Annotated in this window: 12 protein-coding genes and 1 pseudogene; 11 read left to right on the top strand and 2 right to left on the bottom strand. The window is 54.2% G+C overall.

Features of this window, described 5'->3' with window-relative positions; genetic code table 11:
- The first annotated feature begins 15 nt into the window (after positions 1 to 15).
- The 9 genes and pseudogenes from CA13_RS08460 to CA13_RS08420 all read left to right on the top strand — a co-directional run bounded on the left by CA13_RS08460 (position 16) and on the right by CA13_RS08420 (position 9,952).
- Positions 16 to 1,710 carry a class I SAM-dependent DNA methyltransferase gene (locus tag CA13_RS08460; protein ID WP_146395499.1) on the top strand — a complete coding sequence of 565 codons (1,695 nt, stop codon included), beginning with the start codon at positions 16 to 18 and terminating at the stop codon, positions 1,708 to 1,710.
- 2 nt (positions 1,711 to 1,712) lie between these two features.
- Entirely contained in the window at positions 1,713 to 2,177 is a 465-nt protein-coding gene (gene tnpA, locus CA13_RS08455) for an IS200/IS605 family transposase (protein WP_146395497.1), read from the top strand.
- Positions 2,174 to 2,578, top strand: coding sequence for a hypothetical protein (locus CA13_RS34870; RefSeq protein ID WP_419194096.1), 405 nt, complete (start codon positions 2,174 to 2,176; stop codon positions 2,576 to 2,578). The genes tnpA and CA13_RS34870 overlap by 4 nt, the downstream gene beginning before the upstream one ends.
- A gap of 48 nt (positions 2,579 to 2,626) precedes the next feature.
- Positions 2,627 to 3,997, top strand: coding sequence for a restriction endonuclease subunit S (locus CA13_RS08445; RefSeq protein ID WP_419194095.1), 1,371 nt, complete (start codon positions 2,627 to 2,629; stop codon positions 3,995 to 3,997).
- Positions 3,994 to 4,236, top strand: a complete 243-nt coding sequence (locus CA13_RS08440; RefSeq protein ID WP_146395493.1) for a hypothetical protein — start codon at positions 3,994 to 3,996, stop codon at positions 4,234 to 4,236. Before CA13_RS08445 ends, CA13_RS08440 begins: the two co-directional genes overlap by 4 nt.
- Before the next feature lie 15 nt (positions 4,237 to 4,251).
- A complete protein-coding gene (locus CA13_RS08435) occupies positions 4,252 to 4,425 on the top strand; it encodes a cytidine/deoxycytidylate deaminase family protein (RefSeq protein WP_473087506.1) in 174 nt (57 codons plus the stop codon).
- Positions 4,425 to 5,486, top strand: coding sequence for an ATP-binding protein (locus tag CA13_RS08430; protein WP_146395489.1), 1,062 nt, complete (start codon positions 4,425 to 4,427; stop codon positions 5,484 to 5,486). Before CA13_RS08435 ends, CA13_RS08430 begins: the two co-directional genes overlap by 1 nt.
- Before the next feature lie 333 nt (positions 5,487 to 5,819).
- Positions 5,820 to 6,668, top strand: a pseudogene (locus tag CA13_RS08425) (type I restriction endonuclease); the annotation flags it as partial.
- 221 nt (positions 6,669 to 6,889) lie between these two features.
- A complete protein-coding gene (locus tag CA13_RS08420) occupies positions 6,890 to 9,952 on the top strand; it encodes a DEAD/DEAH box helicase (protein WP_419194094.1) in 3,063 nt (1,020 codons plus the stop codon).
- A 293-nt stretch (positions 9,953 to 10,245) separates the two neighbouring features.
- Here the strand turns inward: CA13_RS08420 and CA13_RS08415 are convergent, their stop codons facing one another.
- The gene (locus tag CA13_RS08415) at positions 10,246 to 11,808 is read right to left on the bottom strand and encodes a phytoene desaturase family protein (RefSeq protein WP_146395487.1); all 1,563 of its coding nucleotides are present in this window, start codon (positions 11,806 to 11,808) and stop codon (positions 10,246 to 10,248) included.
- Between the two features lie 258 nt (positions 11,809 to 12,066).
- Positions 12,067 to 12,708, bottom strand: a complete 642-nt coding sequence (locus tag CA13_RS08410; RefSeq protein ID WP_419194093.1) for a GNAT family N-acetyltransferase — start codon at positions 12,706 to 12,708, stop codon at positions 12,067 to 12,069.
- Between the two features lie 284 nt (positions 12,709 to 12,992).
- Here CA13_RS08410 and CA13_RS08405 point away from each other — a divergent pair, with 284 nt between their 5' ends.
- Positions 12,993 to 14,006, top strand: a complete 1,014-nt coding sequence (locus CA13_RS08405) for a ketopantoate reductase family protein (RefSeq protein ID WP_146395483.1) — start codon at positions 12,993 to 12,995, stop codon at positions 14,004 to 14,006.
- A gap of 31 nt (positions 14,007 to 14,037) precedes the next feature.
- Positions 14,038 to 15,399, top strand: coding sequence for a phenylacetate--CoA ligase family protein (locus CA13_RS08400; protein ID WP_146395481.1), 1,362 nt, complete (start codon positions 14,038 to 14,040; stop codon positions 15,397 to 15,399).
- Positions 15,400 to 15,761 lie beyond the last annotated feature (362 nt).

Raw genomic sequence — 15,761 nt, 5'->3', positions numbered from 1 at the left:
GGCGAAGAGTGAACCATGGCGGCATCGGACGCACAGCAATTCTTGAAAGACCTCGACAAGAAGCTATGGACCGCGGCGGACAAGTTGCGGTCGAACCTAGATGCGGCGGTCTACAAGCACGCTGTGCTGGGTCTGATCTTCTTGAAGTACGTCTCCGATTCGTTTGAGCTGCGGCAGCGTGATATCGAATCACAGCTCCGCGACCCAGATCACGACTACTACCTCGATCCGGCCGACTACGACGCTGCCGACTATGAATCGACCATTGCGGACGAACTCGAAGTCCGCGACTACTACCTGGAACAGAACGTTTTCTGGGTTCCGGCGCTCGCTCGTTGGAAAACGATTCAACGGAGTGCTCCGCTCGCCGCCGGAACGGAAATCACCGTCAAGAACGGGACAAGTAGGCAGTACAAAATCACATCCATCGGCAAACTCATCGATGACGCCCTCGCCGAAGTCGAAAAGGAAAACCCAAAACTCAAAGGCGTCCTCAACAAAAACTACACCCAGCTCCAACTGCCCGCCGAAAGCCTCATCGGCCTGATCAACCTGATCGCCGAAATCCCCTTCCAGCACGAATCGCTCGACGCCAAAGACATCCTTGGCCACGTCTACGAATACTTCCTGGGCCAATTCGCACTCGCCGAAGGCAAAAAGGGCGGCCAGTACTACACGCCCAAATCTATCGTCTCGCTTGTAGTTGAAATGCTCGAACCGTTCAAAGGGCGAGTCTACGACCCGGCGATGGGCAGCGGCGGCTTCTTTGTCTCCAGCGAGAAATTCATTCAGCAGCACGGCGGCAAGATCGGCGACGTCTCGGTCTACGGACAGGAATCGAATCCCACCACGTGGCGACTGGCCGCGATGAACATGGCCATTCGCGGGATCGACTTTTACTTTGGCAAACAACCCGCCAACTCGTTCACCAGCGACGCCCACCCGGACCTGCGAGCCAACTACGTGATGGCCAATCCGCCGTTCAACATGAAAGAATGGTGGGATGGCCGCCTGGAAGGCGATCCGCGCTGGGAACATGGCGACCCGCCCAAAGGCAACGCCAACTTTGGCTGGTTGCAGCACATGCTGTATCACCTTGCCCCCAAAGGTTCGATGGCCCTGCTGCTGGCCAATGGCTCGATGAGCAGTAACACCAAGGGCGAAGGCGACATTCGCGCTGGCGTAGTCAAAGCGGACCTCGTCGAATGCATGGTCGCCTTGCCCGGCCAGCTCTTTACCAACACGCAGATACCGGCCTGCATCTGGTTCCTGACCAAAACGAAACAGAAACGGGGGCGTGGAAAAACCGCCTTCCGCGACCGAGCGGGCGAAGTGCTCTTCATCGACGCCCGCAAGCTGGGCTACATGGTGGACCGAGTCCTCCGGGCCTTCACGGACGAAGACACCGAGAAGATCGTCAGCACCTTTCATGCGTGGAAGCGCGGCAAAGACGCTTACGAAGATGTTCCGGGTTTCTGTAAGAGTGCCACGCTGGACGAGATCGAAGAGCACGGGTTTGTGCTCACGCCCGGTCGCTACGTCGGCGCCGAAGAACTCGCAGACGACGGAATTCCGTTCGTTGACAAGATGGCAACGCTAACAGCTGAACTCGCGGACCAATTCGCCGAGTCCGCAAAGCTCGAAAAAGCCATACGCGTAAATATGAAAGCGTTGGGGTTTGAGCTTTCGATCACTGCAGGGAAGGAATAGTCATGTCCACCTTCACGAACCTGCTGTTTCACATCATCTACAGCACGAAGTATCGAAAGCCAGCGGTTTGCGCCGATTGGCAAGATGACCTCTACGGATACATCGGAGGGATCGTCCGTGATCAAAAAGGAACGTTGCTGAGGATCGGCGGCGTTGAAGATCACGTTCACCTGTTGGCAAAGTTAAGTCCAACAGTCGCGATCTCAGACGTATTGCGAACGATCAAGGCCAATTCGTCGAAGTGGATCAACGAGCGTTCGGATGTGTCGAGAAAGTTTGAATGGCAATCCGGCTACGCCGCGTTTTCAGTCAGCGAATCACAGATGCCCGTCGTTGGCGAATACATTGCCAACCAAGCCGAACACCACCGGAAGGCGACGTTTGAAGAAGAGTTCCTCGCGATATTGAAAAAGCACAATATCAAATTCGACATGCGATATGTCTTCGAGAAGGAGGTCATCGCATGATTTGGATACGAACACCAGCCACGAAGTGGCGAAATGATGTAGCCATGGGCGTCAGCCCATGGAAACGGAATCCCCACCGCGCCGTTAGTCCCGAAGGGACGACAGGAACCGTCGCGCACGCAACTCATGTCGCCCCTTCGGGGCTGGTCGATCGGGTTCGTCCAACCATCCACGGGTTTGCACCCGTGGCTACAACATGCCGTCCCTTCGGGACTGTCCTCACGCCCGGTCGCTACGTCGGAGCCGAAGAGGTGGAAGACGACGGCGTCCCCTTCGCCGAAAAGATGGAGGGCTTGACCCGCGAGTTAGCCACTCAATTTCACGAGTCCGAAAAACGGCAGGCGGCGATCCGCGACAACATGCAAAAGCGGGGCTTTGCCTTGCCGGAGGTGGGCGAATGAGGCGTTCCACGTTGGAGCAAGTTGAGACCAGACACAGAGAGGCGCAATGTGTCTAAGTCAATTTCATGGCCGAAGCAAAAGGTCGCATCGTTGATCGAGAACGGATCGCTGCGCATCGACGACGGCTATCGAGTGCGACGAGTCGAACTTGGACCGGAGGGCATACCCTTTGTGCGAGGTGGCGACATTGGAAAGGGTGATATATCGACGTTGGTCGAGGATCATATCCGTTCTGAGCTAGCCGAACGAGTGCAGACGAAGCTCGCCAGGCCACTCGATGTTGCGTTCATCTCAAAAGGCACGGTGGGTCGAGTCGGAATGTTACGTCCGGGCCAGCCGGAAGTGGTTTTCTCACCGCAGGTTTGCTACTGGCGAAGTTTGGACTACGCGGAAATCAACCCGCGTTTTCTGTATTACCTTATGACTTCGCATGAATTTCAGTCGGAGTTACATGCAGTTATGACGCATGGCTCAATGGCCGCCGACTACGTGAGTCTTACTGACCAAAGAGACTTTCACCTCACTTTCCCACCGATCGAGACACAGAACACGATCGCATCGATCCTTGGCGCGCTGGACGACAAGATCGAGGTGAACCGGCGGATGAATGCGACGCTGGAGTCTCTTGCGCGGGCGATCTTCAAGAGTTGGTTCGTCGATTTCGACCCTGTGAACATTAACGCTGGCAAAATCAACGCGGGCCAGATGCCTGCCAGCTCTGCGATTCCGACCACGCACGACCCAAAGGTTCTCGAACTTTTCCCCTCCACCTTCCAAGACTCCGAACTCGGACCAACACCGGAAGGTTGGGAGGTCAAAAGAGTGAAAGAAGTTGGCAATGTTGTTTGTGGAAAAACACCCTCGACCAAGAAACCTGAGAACTACGGTGACGACGTTCCGTTCATCACCATTCCAGATATGCACGGAAACATTTTTGTTTTGAGCACCAAAAAATCACTTTCAAATTTAGGGGCGGAATCGCAAGTGAAGAAGTCGTTGCCGCCGGGGGCAATCTGCGTCAGTTGCATCGCAACGCCGGGCCTAGTTTGCATCACTCACACGGAAGCTCAAACCAATCAACAAATTAACTCGGTAATCCCCAACGAATCAGAGCAAGAAGGCTTTTGGTATTGGACGTTCTGTGGACTGGGCGACGAAATTCGTGCCGGAGGCAGTGGCGGCTCCGTACTTACAAACCTAAGCAAAGGACGTTTTGAAGAGTTGAAACTACTCGTGCCTCCTTCGGGATTGCGCAGAGAATACACGAACGCGACCAAGAATTTGTTTGAGTCGATCTTTCGCAATCTGGTTGAGTCTCAATTGTTGAGTGAGTCGCGCGACGCACTGCTTCCCCAACTCCTGTCCGGCGAACTTCCCGTTCCCGAAGCCTTTACACAAGCCGAGGAGGTGCCCGCGTGACCATTGATACGGACAAAACGTACAAGCTGAGCAAGGTCAATGCTCGCAAGCTGATGGAACTGTCTATCGACGTCGTGAAATTGTCGATCCCGGAAGATCGAGGCGACAAAGTGCCGCCTGCCGTTGGCGCGCTCATTTGGTTCCCCGAAGAGAAAGAGTACATGGTCGCTTACCGCGGTGAGCTGCGCGATGGTGACCATGGTGAGTTCACGTTGCTTGAACGAAAGCTCGCGAATTGAAAACTCGACGACTGCATTCTGTTTACGACACTCGAACCGTGCATGAAGCGAAACCGGCCGAAGGTGCCATGCGCGCGACGTATCACTAACGCGAGGATCAAGACTGTTTACGTCGGCATTACCGACCCGGATGTGACTGTAGACGGAAAGGGCATCAACACCTTGAGGACAAAGGCGTTGATGTCGTGATGTATGACCGGGACTTGCAGGAGCAAATCGAGGAGGTCAACAAGAAGTTCATCGAGAACGCCAACGAAAGGAAGAAGGCGGAGGAATCGGAAGATGTAACTTCTATGTTGGAGGCACCCGCAGCGAACGTCAACTTCAGCAATCTCTCATCCGCCGCGTTAGCTCAGTTTATCTCGCGGGCAAACCTCGACGAGGCGATTGCATCTGAGGATTTCAAAAATCGGCTAACTCGCCTAAACGTGCTCGATGCAGAGTCGGAGCCAACGAACAACGGCATCATTCTGTTCGGGAATGAACCACGCGAGACAATCGTGGATGCAGGCGTGCTGGGGACAATTCGTTTTGAAGACGGTTCTGAAGAAACGGAGGACTTCGACGGACCGCAGGTCTTGGCTCCTCAAAAGATCATGGACTGGATCAAAGCCAAAGTTCCCAATCCGAACGATCGCAATGATGCGAAGAGAAAAGAACGAGACGAAGCTTTCTTTCGTCTTGTGCGTGAAGGCGTGGTCAACGCGATTGTTCATCGTGACTACACAGTGTCGGGTTCAAAGACACAGGTAGTTGTGACCAAAGATTCGGTCACGATCATGAGCCCCGGTTCACCGTTGGTCACGCTGGAGCAACTTCGTTCATTGAACGCTCCAATGCGAAGTCGCAACCCAACTTTGCATTACGTTTTCAACCGGATGGGACTCGCGGAAGAACGCGGCTTGGGATTGACTTCGATGAAGCAGGCTGCGGAAACGAATGAGTTGCCCCTGCCAAGCTTCGCTTTTGAAGACCCTTATCTCGTGCTGACGATTTACCGGTTATCTGAAGCGGTCGTCAGCAGTTTAATTGTGGAGGTGCTTGAGCAATTGAGCAAGAGTCAACGCAGAGGTTGGGAATGGCTCTCGAAGCAAGGCACTGCATCGCGCGGTGATTATGCCGACGCACTCGACATCGCTGACCGGACGGCCACAGCCCATTTGGGACAGTTCAAGACGCTCGGCCTCGTAAAGGTGGTAGAAGGATCGGGGCGAGGGCGATCAACGACTTATCGGGTGGTGGCGCGATGATTTGGAACTCTAATAGCGCCGAAAAACGCGCCAAAACGGCGCTATTACAGCCTGAAGCCGACCGGTTTTGAGCTATCTCGCCGAAAATCTCGCCGAAACGGCGAGATAGCCGAAATGGGACAAAAATGGGACATCGCGCGATCGGTCGCGCGATCGGTCGCGCGTCGGCGCGCCATAAAGTGCTGCGCTGCAATGGGTTCTGCGCGTTCGAGAAATGAGACATCGGCAGCCGCGCGGCAACTCGGTCTTGTTTAGGCGCAATACGCCAAACACCCGAATCTGCTCCGAAATCCGCCCAAAACACGGAGATTCTTGTTTAGACGCAAACCGCACATGACTACTGAAGACCAACTCGAACAACTTTCCCTCAACTGGTTCAAAGACACCGGCTGGGACTACGTGAACGGCGTGGACATCTCACCTGACGGGGACGCTCCGGAGCGGGATGACTACCGAGTTGTCGTCTTGAAAGATCGCTTGGCCGAGGCGGTGGCTCGACTGAATCCTGATCTTCCGCAATCGGCCGTCGATGATGTCGTGCACGTCGTCGCCAATCCCGATCATCCCAGCTTGGAACAAAACAACCGAGCACTGCACAGGCTTTACACCGATGGCGTCAAAGTCGAGTACAGCACCGACGATGGCAAGGAAACGATCTACGCTCAGATCATCGACTTTCAAAACCCGGACAACAACGACTTGCTGGTCGTCAACCAGTTCAGCGTGGCGGGAACCAAGCAGGCTCGCAGGCCCGACGTGGTGGTCTTCGTCAATGGCTTGCCGCTGGCGGTCGTCGAGCTGAAGAACCCGGCGGATTTGTCGGCCGATGTGTGGAAGGCCTACTCACAGCTGCAAACTTACCGAAACGAAATCACCGACTTGTTTGCATACAACGTAGCTTTGGTCATCAGCGATGGGTTTGATGCGCGAGTCGGTTCGCTGACGGCCAACAAAGAACGGTTCATGCCATGGAATACGATCAAGAACGAAGACGATCGGCCGTTGCTGGAATACCAGTTGGAGAAAGTCGTTCGCGGCTTCTTCGATCCTGAGCTGTTTCTGGATTACATGCGGTTCTTTATCCTGTTTGAAGACGATGGCGATGAGCTGATCAAAAAGATCGCCGGATACCATCCGTTCCACGGTGTCCACGAAATCTCCACGATCGCAATACCGGAAAGCTGCACGTCACGAAAAACCAGGTTTTGGCTTCGATTTGCAGGCGGACCGAAGTGTATTCGGCCACGAGATTGATACTGATCGCTCTCTGCAGATGAGCAAGCAACCAGCGATCCCATCAATTCGCTAGAATTTAACCTCTTTCCAGCAGGCAGCTTCATTTTGCCATCGAAAACTAATTGGGTAGTAGGCAGCTAGTGGAAATCGGACTCTACGATCATCTTTTGACGAAAACTATCGAAGACGAGATTGCTCGACTGGGCGACCCCCGTTTGGCAGCGTTTGCGCCGGTCGATTCAGAGGAGGCGCACTCGGCCCTAGCTCAATTTCTCGAGCGGATGATCGCTGGTAGTTTGGCTGCGTTTCGTGGCGATGATGCGGCTGAAAAGCAACGTCAGCTCACCGACAGGATTCTAAGCACGCTTGCTGAAGCGTTGCATGACGGCGAGGGTGAAGTTCTAAGCATCGCCAGTCCACTACGGCGGCTGTTGGCGATTCACCGGTCAGTCGATGGTTTGCCAAACGAGAGACCGGCCAGTCCCCTTTCGCGTTGCTCGCTGCTGACGGGAACTCGGCTGGACACGAGCCTAGGAAGCCAGCTTCGTAAGGAGATCGCAACTTGTGATCGAGTTGACATTCTCTGCTCGTTCATAAAATGGAGCGGATTGCGAGTCATCGTTGACGAACTTCGCGAACTCGTCGAACGTAATGACGAACTGGCTGTCCGTGTTATCACCACCAGCTACATGGGTGCAACGGACCCGAAAGCGGTTGCAGCGCTGAGTGAACTTCCAAGGACGGAAGTGCGAGTCAGCTACGACACAAAACGAACTCGGCTGCACGCAAAAGCCTATCTGTTCCACCGCAAGACCGGCTTCAGCAGTGCCTATGTTGGCTCCGCCAATTTGTCGAACGCGGCCTTGTCCGAGGGGCTTGAATGGACGACCAAGATCAGTCAGTACGAATTGCCGTATTTGTGGGACAAGGTCACAGGCACATTTGAAACCTATTGGCAGGATGACGAGTTCCAAGCATTCGATATTGAATCGCTGCCTCGGCTTCGCCAAGCAATTAGCACCGAGCGGAAAGCTGGAACTGACACTGGACTGGCGATCAACTTTGACTTGCGTCCATTCCCGTTTCAGGAAGAGATCCTTGACATCATCGCTGCGGAACGTGATGTCCAGAACAAGTATAGGCATCTGATCGTTGCCGCCACGGGAACCGGCAAAACGATGATTGCTGCGTTTGATTACGCTCGTGTCGCGAGAGAATTGGGACGCAAACCGAGATTGCTGTTTATCGCTCATCGAAAAGAGATTCTCAGCCAGGCTATGGTAGCGTTTCGTTGCGTGTTGCGAGATCAAAATTTTGGCGATCTCCTCGTCGATGGGAGTCAACCGGAGCAGCACGAACATCTATTCTGCTCGATCCAGAGCTACAACTCTCGAAATCTGCAAATGGAGTCCGCGGAGCAATTCGAGTATGTCGTCGTCGACGAGTTTCACCATGCTGCGGCACCCAGCTACCAATCCTTGTTAGATCACGTTAAGCCTCGGGTTCTGCTTGGACTGACAGCGACGCCCGAGCGTTCTGATCAACTGGATGTGTTGAGTTGGTTTGGAGGGCGAGCAAGTGCTGAAATTCGGTTGCCGGATGCCATTTCGCGGCGCCTGTTGTGCCCGTTTCAATACTTTGGGATTTCAGATGCAGTCGATCTTGATGGTCTGACATGGCAACGTGGCGGCTATCGAATCGATGATTTGGATCGGCTCTACACAGGCAACGACGTTCGCGCGAAGTTAGTATTCGAGAAGGTTGCCGAGACCGTACTGGATTCGCAGGAGGTGCGTGGGCTGGGATTCTGCTGCAGTGTTGCTCATGCCGAGTTCATGGCTCGCTTCTTCGATGAAAACGGTATTCCGTCGATTGCGTTATCAGCAGGCTCGACCAAGGAGGAACGCAATTCCGCTCAGCAACGGTTGCGCGATCGCTCGGTCAATTTCATCTTTGTGGTCGATCTTTACAACGAAGGCATCGATATTCCTGAGGTCGATACGGTGCTGTTGCTCCGACCGACAGAAAGCTTGACTGTGTTCTTGCAGCAGCTTGGACGGGGCCTGCGATTGCACCCTGAAAAAGAGTGTTTAACAGTGCTCGACTTCATCGGGGCGCAACGCAAAGAGTTTCGGTTCGCCAGCCGGTTTCGTGCGTTAAGCGATAAACCGACTGCAAAACTTGACGTTGAAATCGAAAGTGGTTTTCCTCACCTCCCGAGTGGATGTGTAATCAAGCTGGAGCGAGTCGCTCAACAACGTGTGCTTGAGAACGTGCGTGAGTCGATTCGTCTAGTCCGTCCGCGGATGTTGAGTTCGCTGCGTGATCTGAAGCAGTACTTGGGGAGAGTGCCAACACTTGAAGATGCGCTCGACTATTTCGACACGACCCTCGATGAGTTACTGAAGCGAGGTTTGTGGTCACGACTGCTGGCAGATGCTGGTCTTGCCCAAGTTGCGGACGCACCAGACGAAAAACAACTTGCAAAAGGTCTGCGTCGTTTAAGTCACATCAACTGCCCACTGCAGATCCAGGCTGCAATGAAATACATCGAGCAGGATGCGGTCCCGGAAAATGGCATCGCCGAGATGCTGCATGTATCATTGTGGGGGACGCAGCATGCGGGAATGTCACTCTCCGAGGCGGACAAAAGACTGCGAGAAAATTCGGTCGTTGTCGATGACCTGCAATGCGTGTTGGAATACCGATTGAAGCACTCACCATTGATCGCAAATCGAAACGCAACGGCGTTCGAGCCGTTGGCCATTCACGCTACCTACACGCGAGACGAAATCTTGGTGGCGCTCGGGCACTGGAATTTCAACGATCGGCCAAGTCAGCGTGAGGGTGTGTTGCATCTGAAGGATCGTCAACACGATGTCTTCTTCGTGACGCTGCAGAAAACCGAAGATGAGTACTCGCCAACGACGATGTATGAAGACTATTTGATCTCGCACAATCAATTTCATTGGCAGTCACAGAGCAACACGTCCGAGCAATCACCGACTGGCCAACGCTACATCCGTCACGGTGAGAAGGGTTACACGCCGTTGCTTTTCGTACGCGAGACGAAGAATCTTCCGTCCGGGATTTCGGCGCCATACCACTTCCTTGGACCGTGCCGCTACTTGAGTCACACAGGCAGTCGCCCCATCAGCATTATATGGGAGCTCGAATTTCCTGTTCCAACACGCTTGCTCCGAACGATGGCACGGCAGATAGCCGTCTAGAGGAATTGCCAGATCAGGCCGATCTCCGACGGCCCGGGGCGCCAGGTCGGTTTATCGAGGTCGTCCAGTTTCACCAGGTCATGGAAGGAAGTTTGAAATTGTTGGGTGTTAAAGTCGTAGTATCGCGTGGTGTGAAGCCACGTGCGCAGGGGGCTGCTTGGGATACTGACTCAAAACCTGGCAATCGAGTGGCCATTGCTTGGTCGATCTAAGCGATCAGGTCATGCTTTCGCCGTCCGAAGGATCGGCTATGAATCGAAGCCAGTGGGAGCGTATGGATCATGCCGACACCTTTACCCGTTCATGTGCATAAACACTTTGGGGTCGATGCTGCCGGCGCACAGAAAGCCGGCCCAAAACGCTCCGGGAATTCCAGGAGTGAGAACGTCCTGTCCGGTGAGGTAAAGTCCGTCGATCGGTGTTTTCATCCGGAGCGCCTCGGTCGTAATGCGGTGTGGAGTCACATCGAGTCCGTAAAACGACCCCATGCGGTGGCCTGTGATCGATGCGGTTGCCAGCGGCGTTGAGAGTTCGTGAAAGACGACTAATTCGGCCAGCCGCGGGAAGTACTTCGCGAACTGGTCCAGCAGGATCGTCTCGATCTTCCTTTTGAACGACTTGTAATCTTCACCCCGCTCGCTCCGTGGAACGGACGCCCATTTCTCGACGGTCGACCAATCAGACCACACCATTATTTCGCCAGCGTATTTTTTCTCCGGACCGGGATCGTGAGCTGGGTCTTTGAATGACGCGAAAGAAACGAACATGCCCGGCGGCGCACTATCGGGGGCGCCGGTCCAAACCGCATCGACCTCGCCGGTTGGATAGAGCCATTGATTGGACTTTGTCATCCCGGCCGCTTCGACATCGCCCTCAAAGCCAAGGAACAATGAGTAGTGACAGATGTTCGGCCCAATCGACCGAATCTCATTTACCCAATCGTCGTGGCCGTGACCCTCCGGCAACAGCCGATCGACGGTTTCGCGAGCGCCGATGTTCGACACAATGCGTTTCGCAAAGAACTTTTCTCCATCCGCTGTTTCGACACCCGTGACAACTCCGTCTTCCATGATCAACGACGTGACTTCGACGCCCGCCCGCGTTTCACCTCCGTTGTTCGTAATGGTGGGCAACAAGTGCTCGCCTATCGAGCCTGCCCCGCCGACGGGATAGTAAGCGCCAGCTTCCAGATAGGAATTCAACACAGCCGCGTGGAACGCAAAACTCGTCGTGCTTGGTCGGCCACCGAAGTCGCCCCACTGGGCTACGAGGACTTTGGCAAGCTCCGCATTGTCAGTGATTTCATTGACAACTTTTGCGGTAGTGCTTTCGCAGTATCTACTGAGCTTCTTGCCTCGCCACCATTTCACGGCCGATGCAAAAACAGACGGGATGGATCGTACCTGCCCGGCAGTGGTCACGGCGTCGCGGCCGTCGATAATCGCGTCAAACCACTTGTCGATCGCTTCCGTTTCGCCAGGAAAGCGTTCTTTCAAATCCAGTCTTTGTGCTGAGGCGGGACGTGAGAGTTTCAGCGGAGCCGCGTCGCCGATGTGCAGCGTATCGTAAACGGGGCCAATCGGAGCCAGTTCGATCGGCGAGTCACAAAGCCAATCCAGCATCGCTTTTTCAGATACTTCCGGACCGAATCCGCCGAGGTAATGAAGCCCCACGTCCCACGAAAAACCTTCGCGCGAAAAGCTATGCGTTTGCCCGCCGAGCTTGTCGTACTGTTCCAGCATCAGCACCTTGTGTCCCAATTTGGAAAGTGCTGCGGCAGTGACCATCCCACCCATGCCAGAACCGATCACGATGACATCCCACGATGCGTGAGTGCCTGCAGTTTCTGTGCTCATTGAGATCTCCTTGATGGAAGTAGCAAGTCTTTGGAATTAACAGGCAAATCGAGTGCCGCATACTTTTAGTACGTAATGCAGTAGCGACGGTGCGTTGGATCGCTCAGTTGGTGACGTATCCGCACAGTCGCCAATTGCGGTGCGCCGAATTCTGAGAGCAACCCGCGATTACCGAGGTGCGGGGCGAATCCTCGTAGCGGCATGTAAATTGCCAATTCGTTGTCGAAGGGACATTGCAGGCAACCTGGTCGCATTCGGTCAGTATGTCACCGTGGCTGGCTCGATCGATTTCGTCATTCGCACAATTTGAAGTCCTGGCAGGAATAACCGCTTCGGCCAGCTTGCCCCGACGGTCATTCCTCGGCTTTCATACAGTCGCCGCGCGGCTTCGTTTTTGCCGGCCACATCAAGCAAGAATCGGCTGGCAGCGTTGTTGATCGCGCGCGTCTCCATTGCGTCAATCAACATTGACCCGACGCCCTTGCCGCGAAGTTCTTCTTCGACGGCAACGGCTTGCAAGTAGAAATCGCCGTCTTCTATCGTATCGAGAAATCGCCATAACGATCCAAAGACCAATTGAAACATCGCCATGCGAAACGAAGGATAGCCTTTCGCTTTGACCAGCACTTCATCGGAACACCCGTGATGCTGTTTCGCAGTAAAACCCGAAGCCATTCCAACGATCATCGCGTCTTGCTCCGCGAAGATGACGTTCTCGAACGAAAAATCATGAGCGGGGGTGGCGAATGTATCTGCAATGACTTCGGCGTAGCTTTTTCCAAGCATAACGCCGAAAAATCCATCAGCAGCCTGGTCCAGGCATCTCGCGTATGCCAACCCGTCTTCTAACGCAGCCGTGGCTGGACGAAGAATGATATCGAACTCGTTTCTCGGTTCCACGATTCCCGTCCTCCAAATCGAGATTCTTGCGTGACAGTTCGCACACATGCAAGGCACAGCCCCGCAACACGCGCGGTGCTGGCGATTCGCCCCGCAATCCTTGCGTGATGCTCGTCAGATGTTGGCGTCAACGAGCAACTGAACAACCAGCTGCACTATAACGCTTCGCAAACTGCTCGGATTCAACGCATCTGCCGTGCCGAATCCGTCGGCCACTCGAACTAGGCACGCTGGTTGCATTCAAGCATTGATGTGTGGTGGTCGCTCAAGCCAGGGAGCGAGAGATGAAGGTACTGGTCTATGGCGCAGGAAACATCGGTTCGCTGTATGCGGCGAAGTTGACGAATGCGGGAAACGACGTCGCTATCCTTGCGAGAGGAGAGCGTTTGAGTCAAATCCGCGAACACGGAATACGTCTTCAAGATTTTGTCAGCGGGGAAAAGACCATCACACGGGTCGAATCGGTGGAACGACTCGCTCCAGATGACGCCTACGATTTCGTCTTGGTGATCCTGCCGAGAGACAATGTCAGCGAAGTCTTGCCAATCTTGGCGGCGAATCGGAACACACCGAGCGTTATGTTCTTCGGAAACAACGCTGGCGGGCCTGACGAGATGATCGCGGCAATCGGTCGCGAGCGAGTGCTGCTCGGCTTTCCCGGCGCGGCTGCCGCGCGCTGCGACGAGTGTATTCGATACCTCATTCTCGATCGGAGCGAGCAGCCAACGACAATCGGTGAGCTTGATGGTGCCGAATCGAAACGCATCAAAGCAATCGCCACCGCGTTGAAGCAGGCAAACTTCCCTGTTTCTATTTCTCGGAACATGGATGCATGGCTCAAGACTCACGCTGCCGAAATCAGCCCGACTGCGGGCGCGTTGTACATGGCGGGTGGAGATATTGGCCAACTGAAAAGCAACCGCGAGGCCCTCGTTCTGATGATTCGGGCCATCCGAGAAGGCCATCGCGCTCTCTCATCGATTGGTGTTCCGATCACGCCGTCGATTCACAAAATTTTTCGGTGGATTCCAGAAATGCTCTTGGTCGCAATCACGCGCCGAAAGCTCGATGACAAAGCCGCGAGCATCAAAATCGGTCACGCCTTGGCCGCGCGTGCGGAGATGAAAGCGATTGCGAACGAACTTGGCGAACTGGCTCGCCAGTCAGGAATTGCCACACCTGCGATCGATCAGCTACGACCCTATCTCGACTTAGGAAGTCAACGCGCGGATGACATCAGCGAATCCCACACCAGAGCGATTGGCCAAAATGCACGTGAAGTCGAGAAGGCAAGATGAAACGTCTCGCAAACCCGCGGAGCCTACGTCAATGCGATTCAGCCTGCTCAGAATATTGGGATACTGCGTTGGCGGACTTTGGACAGCCTGGGGCGGACGTAAAAGAATCAACGCCCGGCAATTGAGGAGACTTCGGCGTCTCGTTGAGAAAGTGCGGCAGGATTCCCCACTGTTCCAAAAACTCTATTCCGATTTGAGGGCATCCAGCCTGATCGAATTGCATGAGCTTCCGGTGACTCGTAAGCCCGATCTGATGCGTGAATTCGATGACTGGCTGACCATTCGCTACCTGCCTCTAACCCGCGCACGGGATCACCTGCTTGATATCAAACAACTGGGCGTTCCCATTGGCGATGTCGCTGTTTTTCGAACCTCGGGGACGTCCGGTGAACCAGCCGTGATCGTATTGCCATCAGCAGTCTTCGAGCTTTTGTACGGTATTACCCTGGCTCGCTTGGACAGAAGCCAATTCAGGATAATTAAAGAAGCACGTAAAGCCGGATTGGACGTGGCGATTAGCGGCGGAAACGGTCACTTTGCCGGGGCTGGCATTATCCGACTGATGAACCATTTGCGTCCCTGGCTGGCGAAGCGTACGACGTTTATTGAGGCCGAGCAACCGATTGAGAAAATTGTCGAGCAACTCAATGCTATAGATAGGATCGGCACGATTGTGACTTACCCAAGCGTCTTGTCGATTCTGGCCAGAGAGAAGGAAGCTGGGCGACTGAACACTGAACCGGCCCTTTTCAGAGTTGGCGGAGAAACTCTCACTGATGATCTTTGTCAGAAAGTTCGTCACGCGTTCCCGTCCTCAAAGCATCATGTTGTTAATTCCTATGCCAGTACCGAATGCTTCACGCCGTCGTTGGAGTGCAGCCATCGCCGCCTTCACGTCCACGAAGACTGGGTGATCTTGGAGGCGGTTGACGAAAACATGCGACCGGTCCCCGATGGTACTCTTTCAACCACGGCACTTCTGACCGTGCTCGTTAACGATGTTCAACCGATTATCCGCTATGACATGGGCGATCGTCTCAGGTTCTATTCAGACCCGTGTCGGTGCGGCTCACCCTTTCGTAGTTTTCAGGTCGTGGGGCGCCAGGCGACTCTGCTTCATATCGGCGAAGTTGTATTGTCACCCCTGGTCTTTGATCTCGAACATGAGCAGGCCCGGCGCATTCAATTGGTTCAATCCGCCGAAAAGGAGTTTGAGGTAAGAATTGAATTAGCAGAAGACGCCGTCTCCGAGGCTGTTTTTGAACAGGTGATACAGTCCGTAAAACGGGTTTTTCAAGAGAACAACCTGCCAGATGTGGAGGTCAGAGCCAGCCAGAGTTCACCTCAATTGACGGCAAGCGGCAAGTTCCACGAAGTTCTGCCCCTAACCTGATTGATTGAGTAGCGGTCCATTCTGGCTTGGAGAATGGTCTGCACAACTGGAAGTTGACAACGACATTGATCCAACACAGCGGAACGACGAGCTGGAGAGAATCAGGCTCTAGTGCCACCTGTATCGCCCGCAATCTTGGACTCTTGTTTTTGCTGTCCGTGCACAACGATTTCTGGGTTATGAAGTCATAGTATTTCGCAGTGTTCGTGCATTCATCTGCATGGAACTGACATGCGTTTTTCGCTGGGGTTTACCACTTTTTTCTGTAGCGGCGGCCAGAGTTCCGTTGTGGATAACTTTGTGCGGACTGGTCAATTACGCAGGACGCGTAACGCAGGTTGCGTAATTGAGTCGGGAGAATG

Origin of the sequence: Novipirellula herctigrandis (assembly GCA_007859835.1) — a bacterium.
In the GTDB taxonomy this organism is placed as follows: domain Bacteria; phylum Planctomycetota; class Planctomycetia; order Pirellulales; family Pirellulaceae; genus Novipirellula_A; species Novipirellula_A herctigrandis.
Note: the sequence above shows the minus strand (reverse complement) of the source record. Positions and strands in the feature narration are given on the sequence as shown.

Bases quoted from the DNA above. Each gene is read 5' to 3' on its own strand.
- CA13_RS08430 (WP_146395489.1), top strand. From the start codon at position 4,425: ATGTATGACCGGGACTTGCAGGAGCAAATCGAGGAGGTCAACAAGAAG.
- CA13_RS34870 (WP_419194096.1), top strand. From the start codon at position 2,174: ATGATTTGGATACGAACACCAGCCACGAAGTGGCGAAATGATGTAGCC.
- CA13_RS08415 (WP_146395487.1), bottom strand. From the start codon at position 11,808: ATGAGCACAGAAACTGCAGGCACTCACGCATCGTGGGATGTCATCGTG.
- tnpA (WP_146395497.1), top strand. From the start codon at position 1,713: ATGTCCACCTTCACGAACCTGCTGTTTCACATCATCTACAGCACGAAG.
- CA13_RS08460 (WP_146395499.1), top strand. From the start codon at position 16: ATGGCGGCATCGGACGCACAGCAATTCTTGAAAGACCTCGACAAGAAG.
- CA13_RS08405 (WP_146395483.1), top strand. From the start codon at position 12,993: ATGAAGGTACTGGTCTATGGCGCAGGAAACATCGGTTCGCTGTATGCG.
- CA13_RS08400 (WP_146395481.1), top strand. From the start codon at position 14,038: ATGCGATTCAGCCTGCTCAGAATATTGGGATACTGCGTTGGCGGACTT.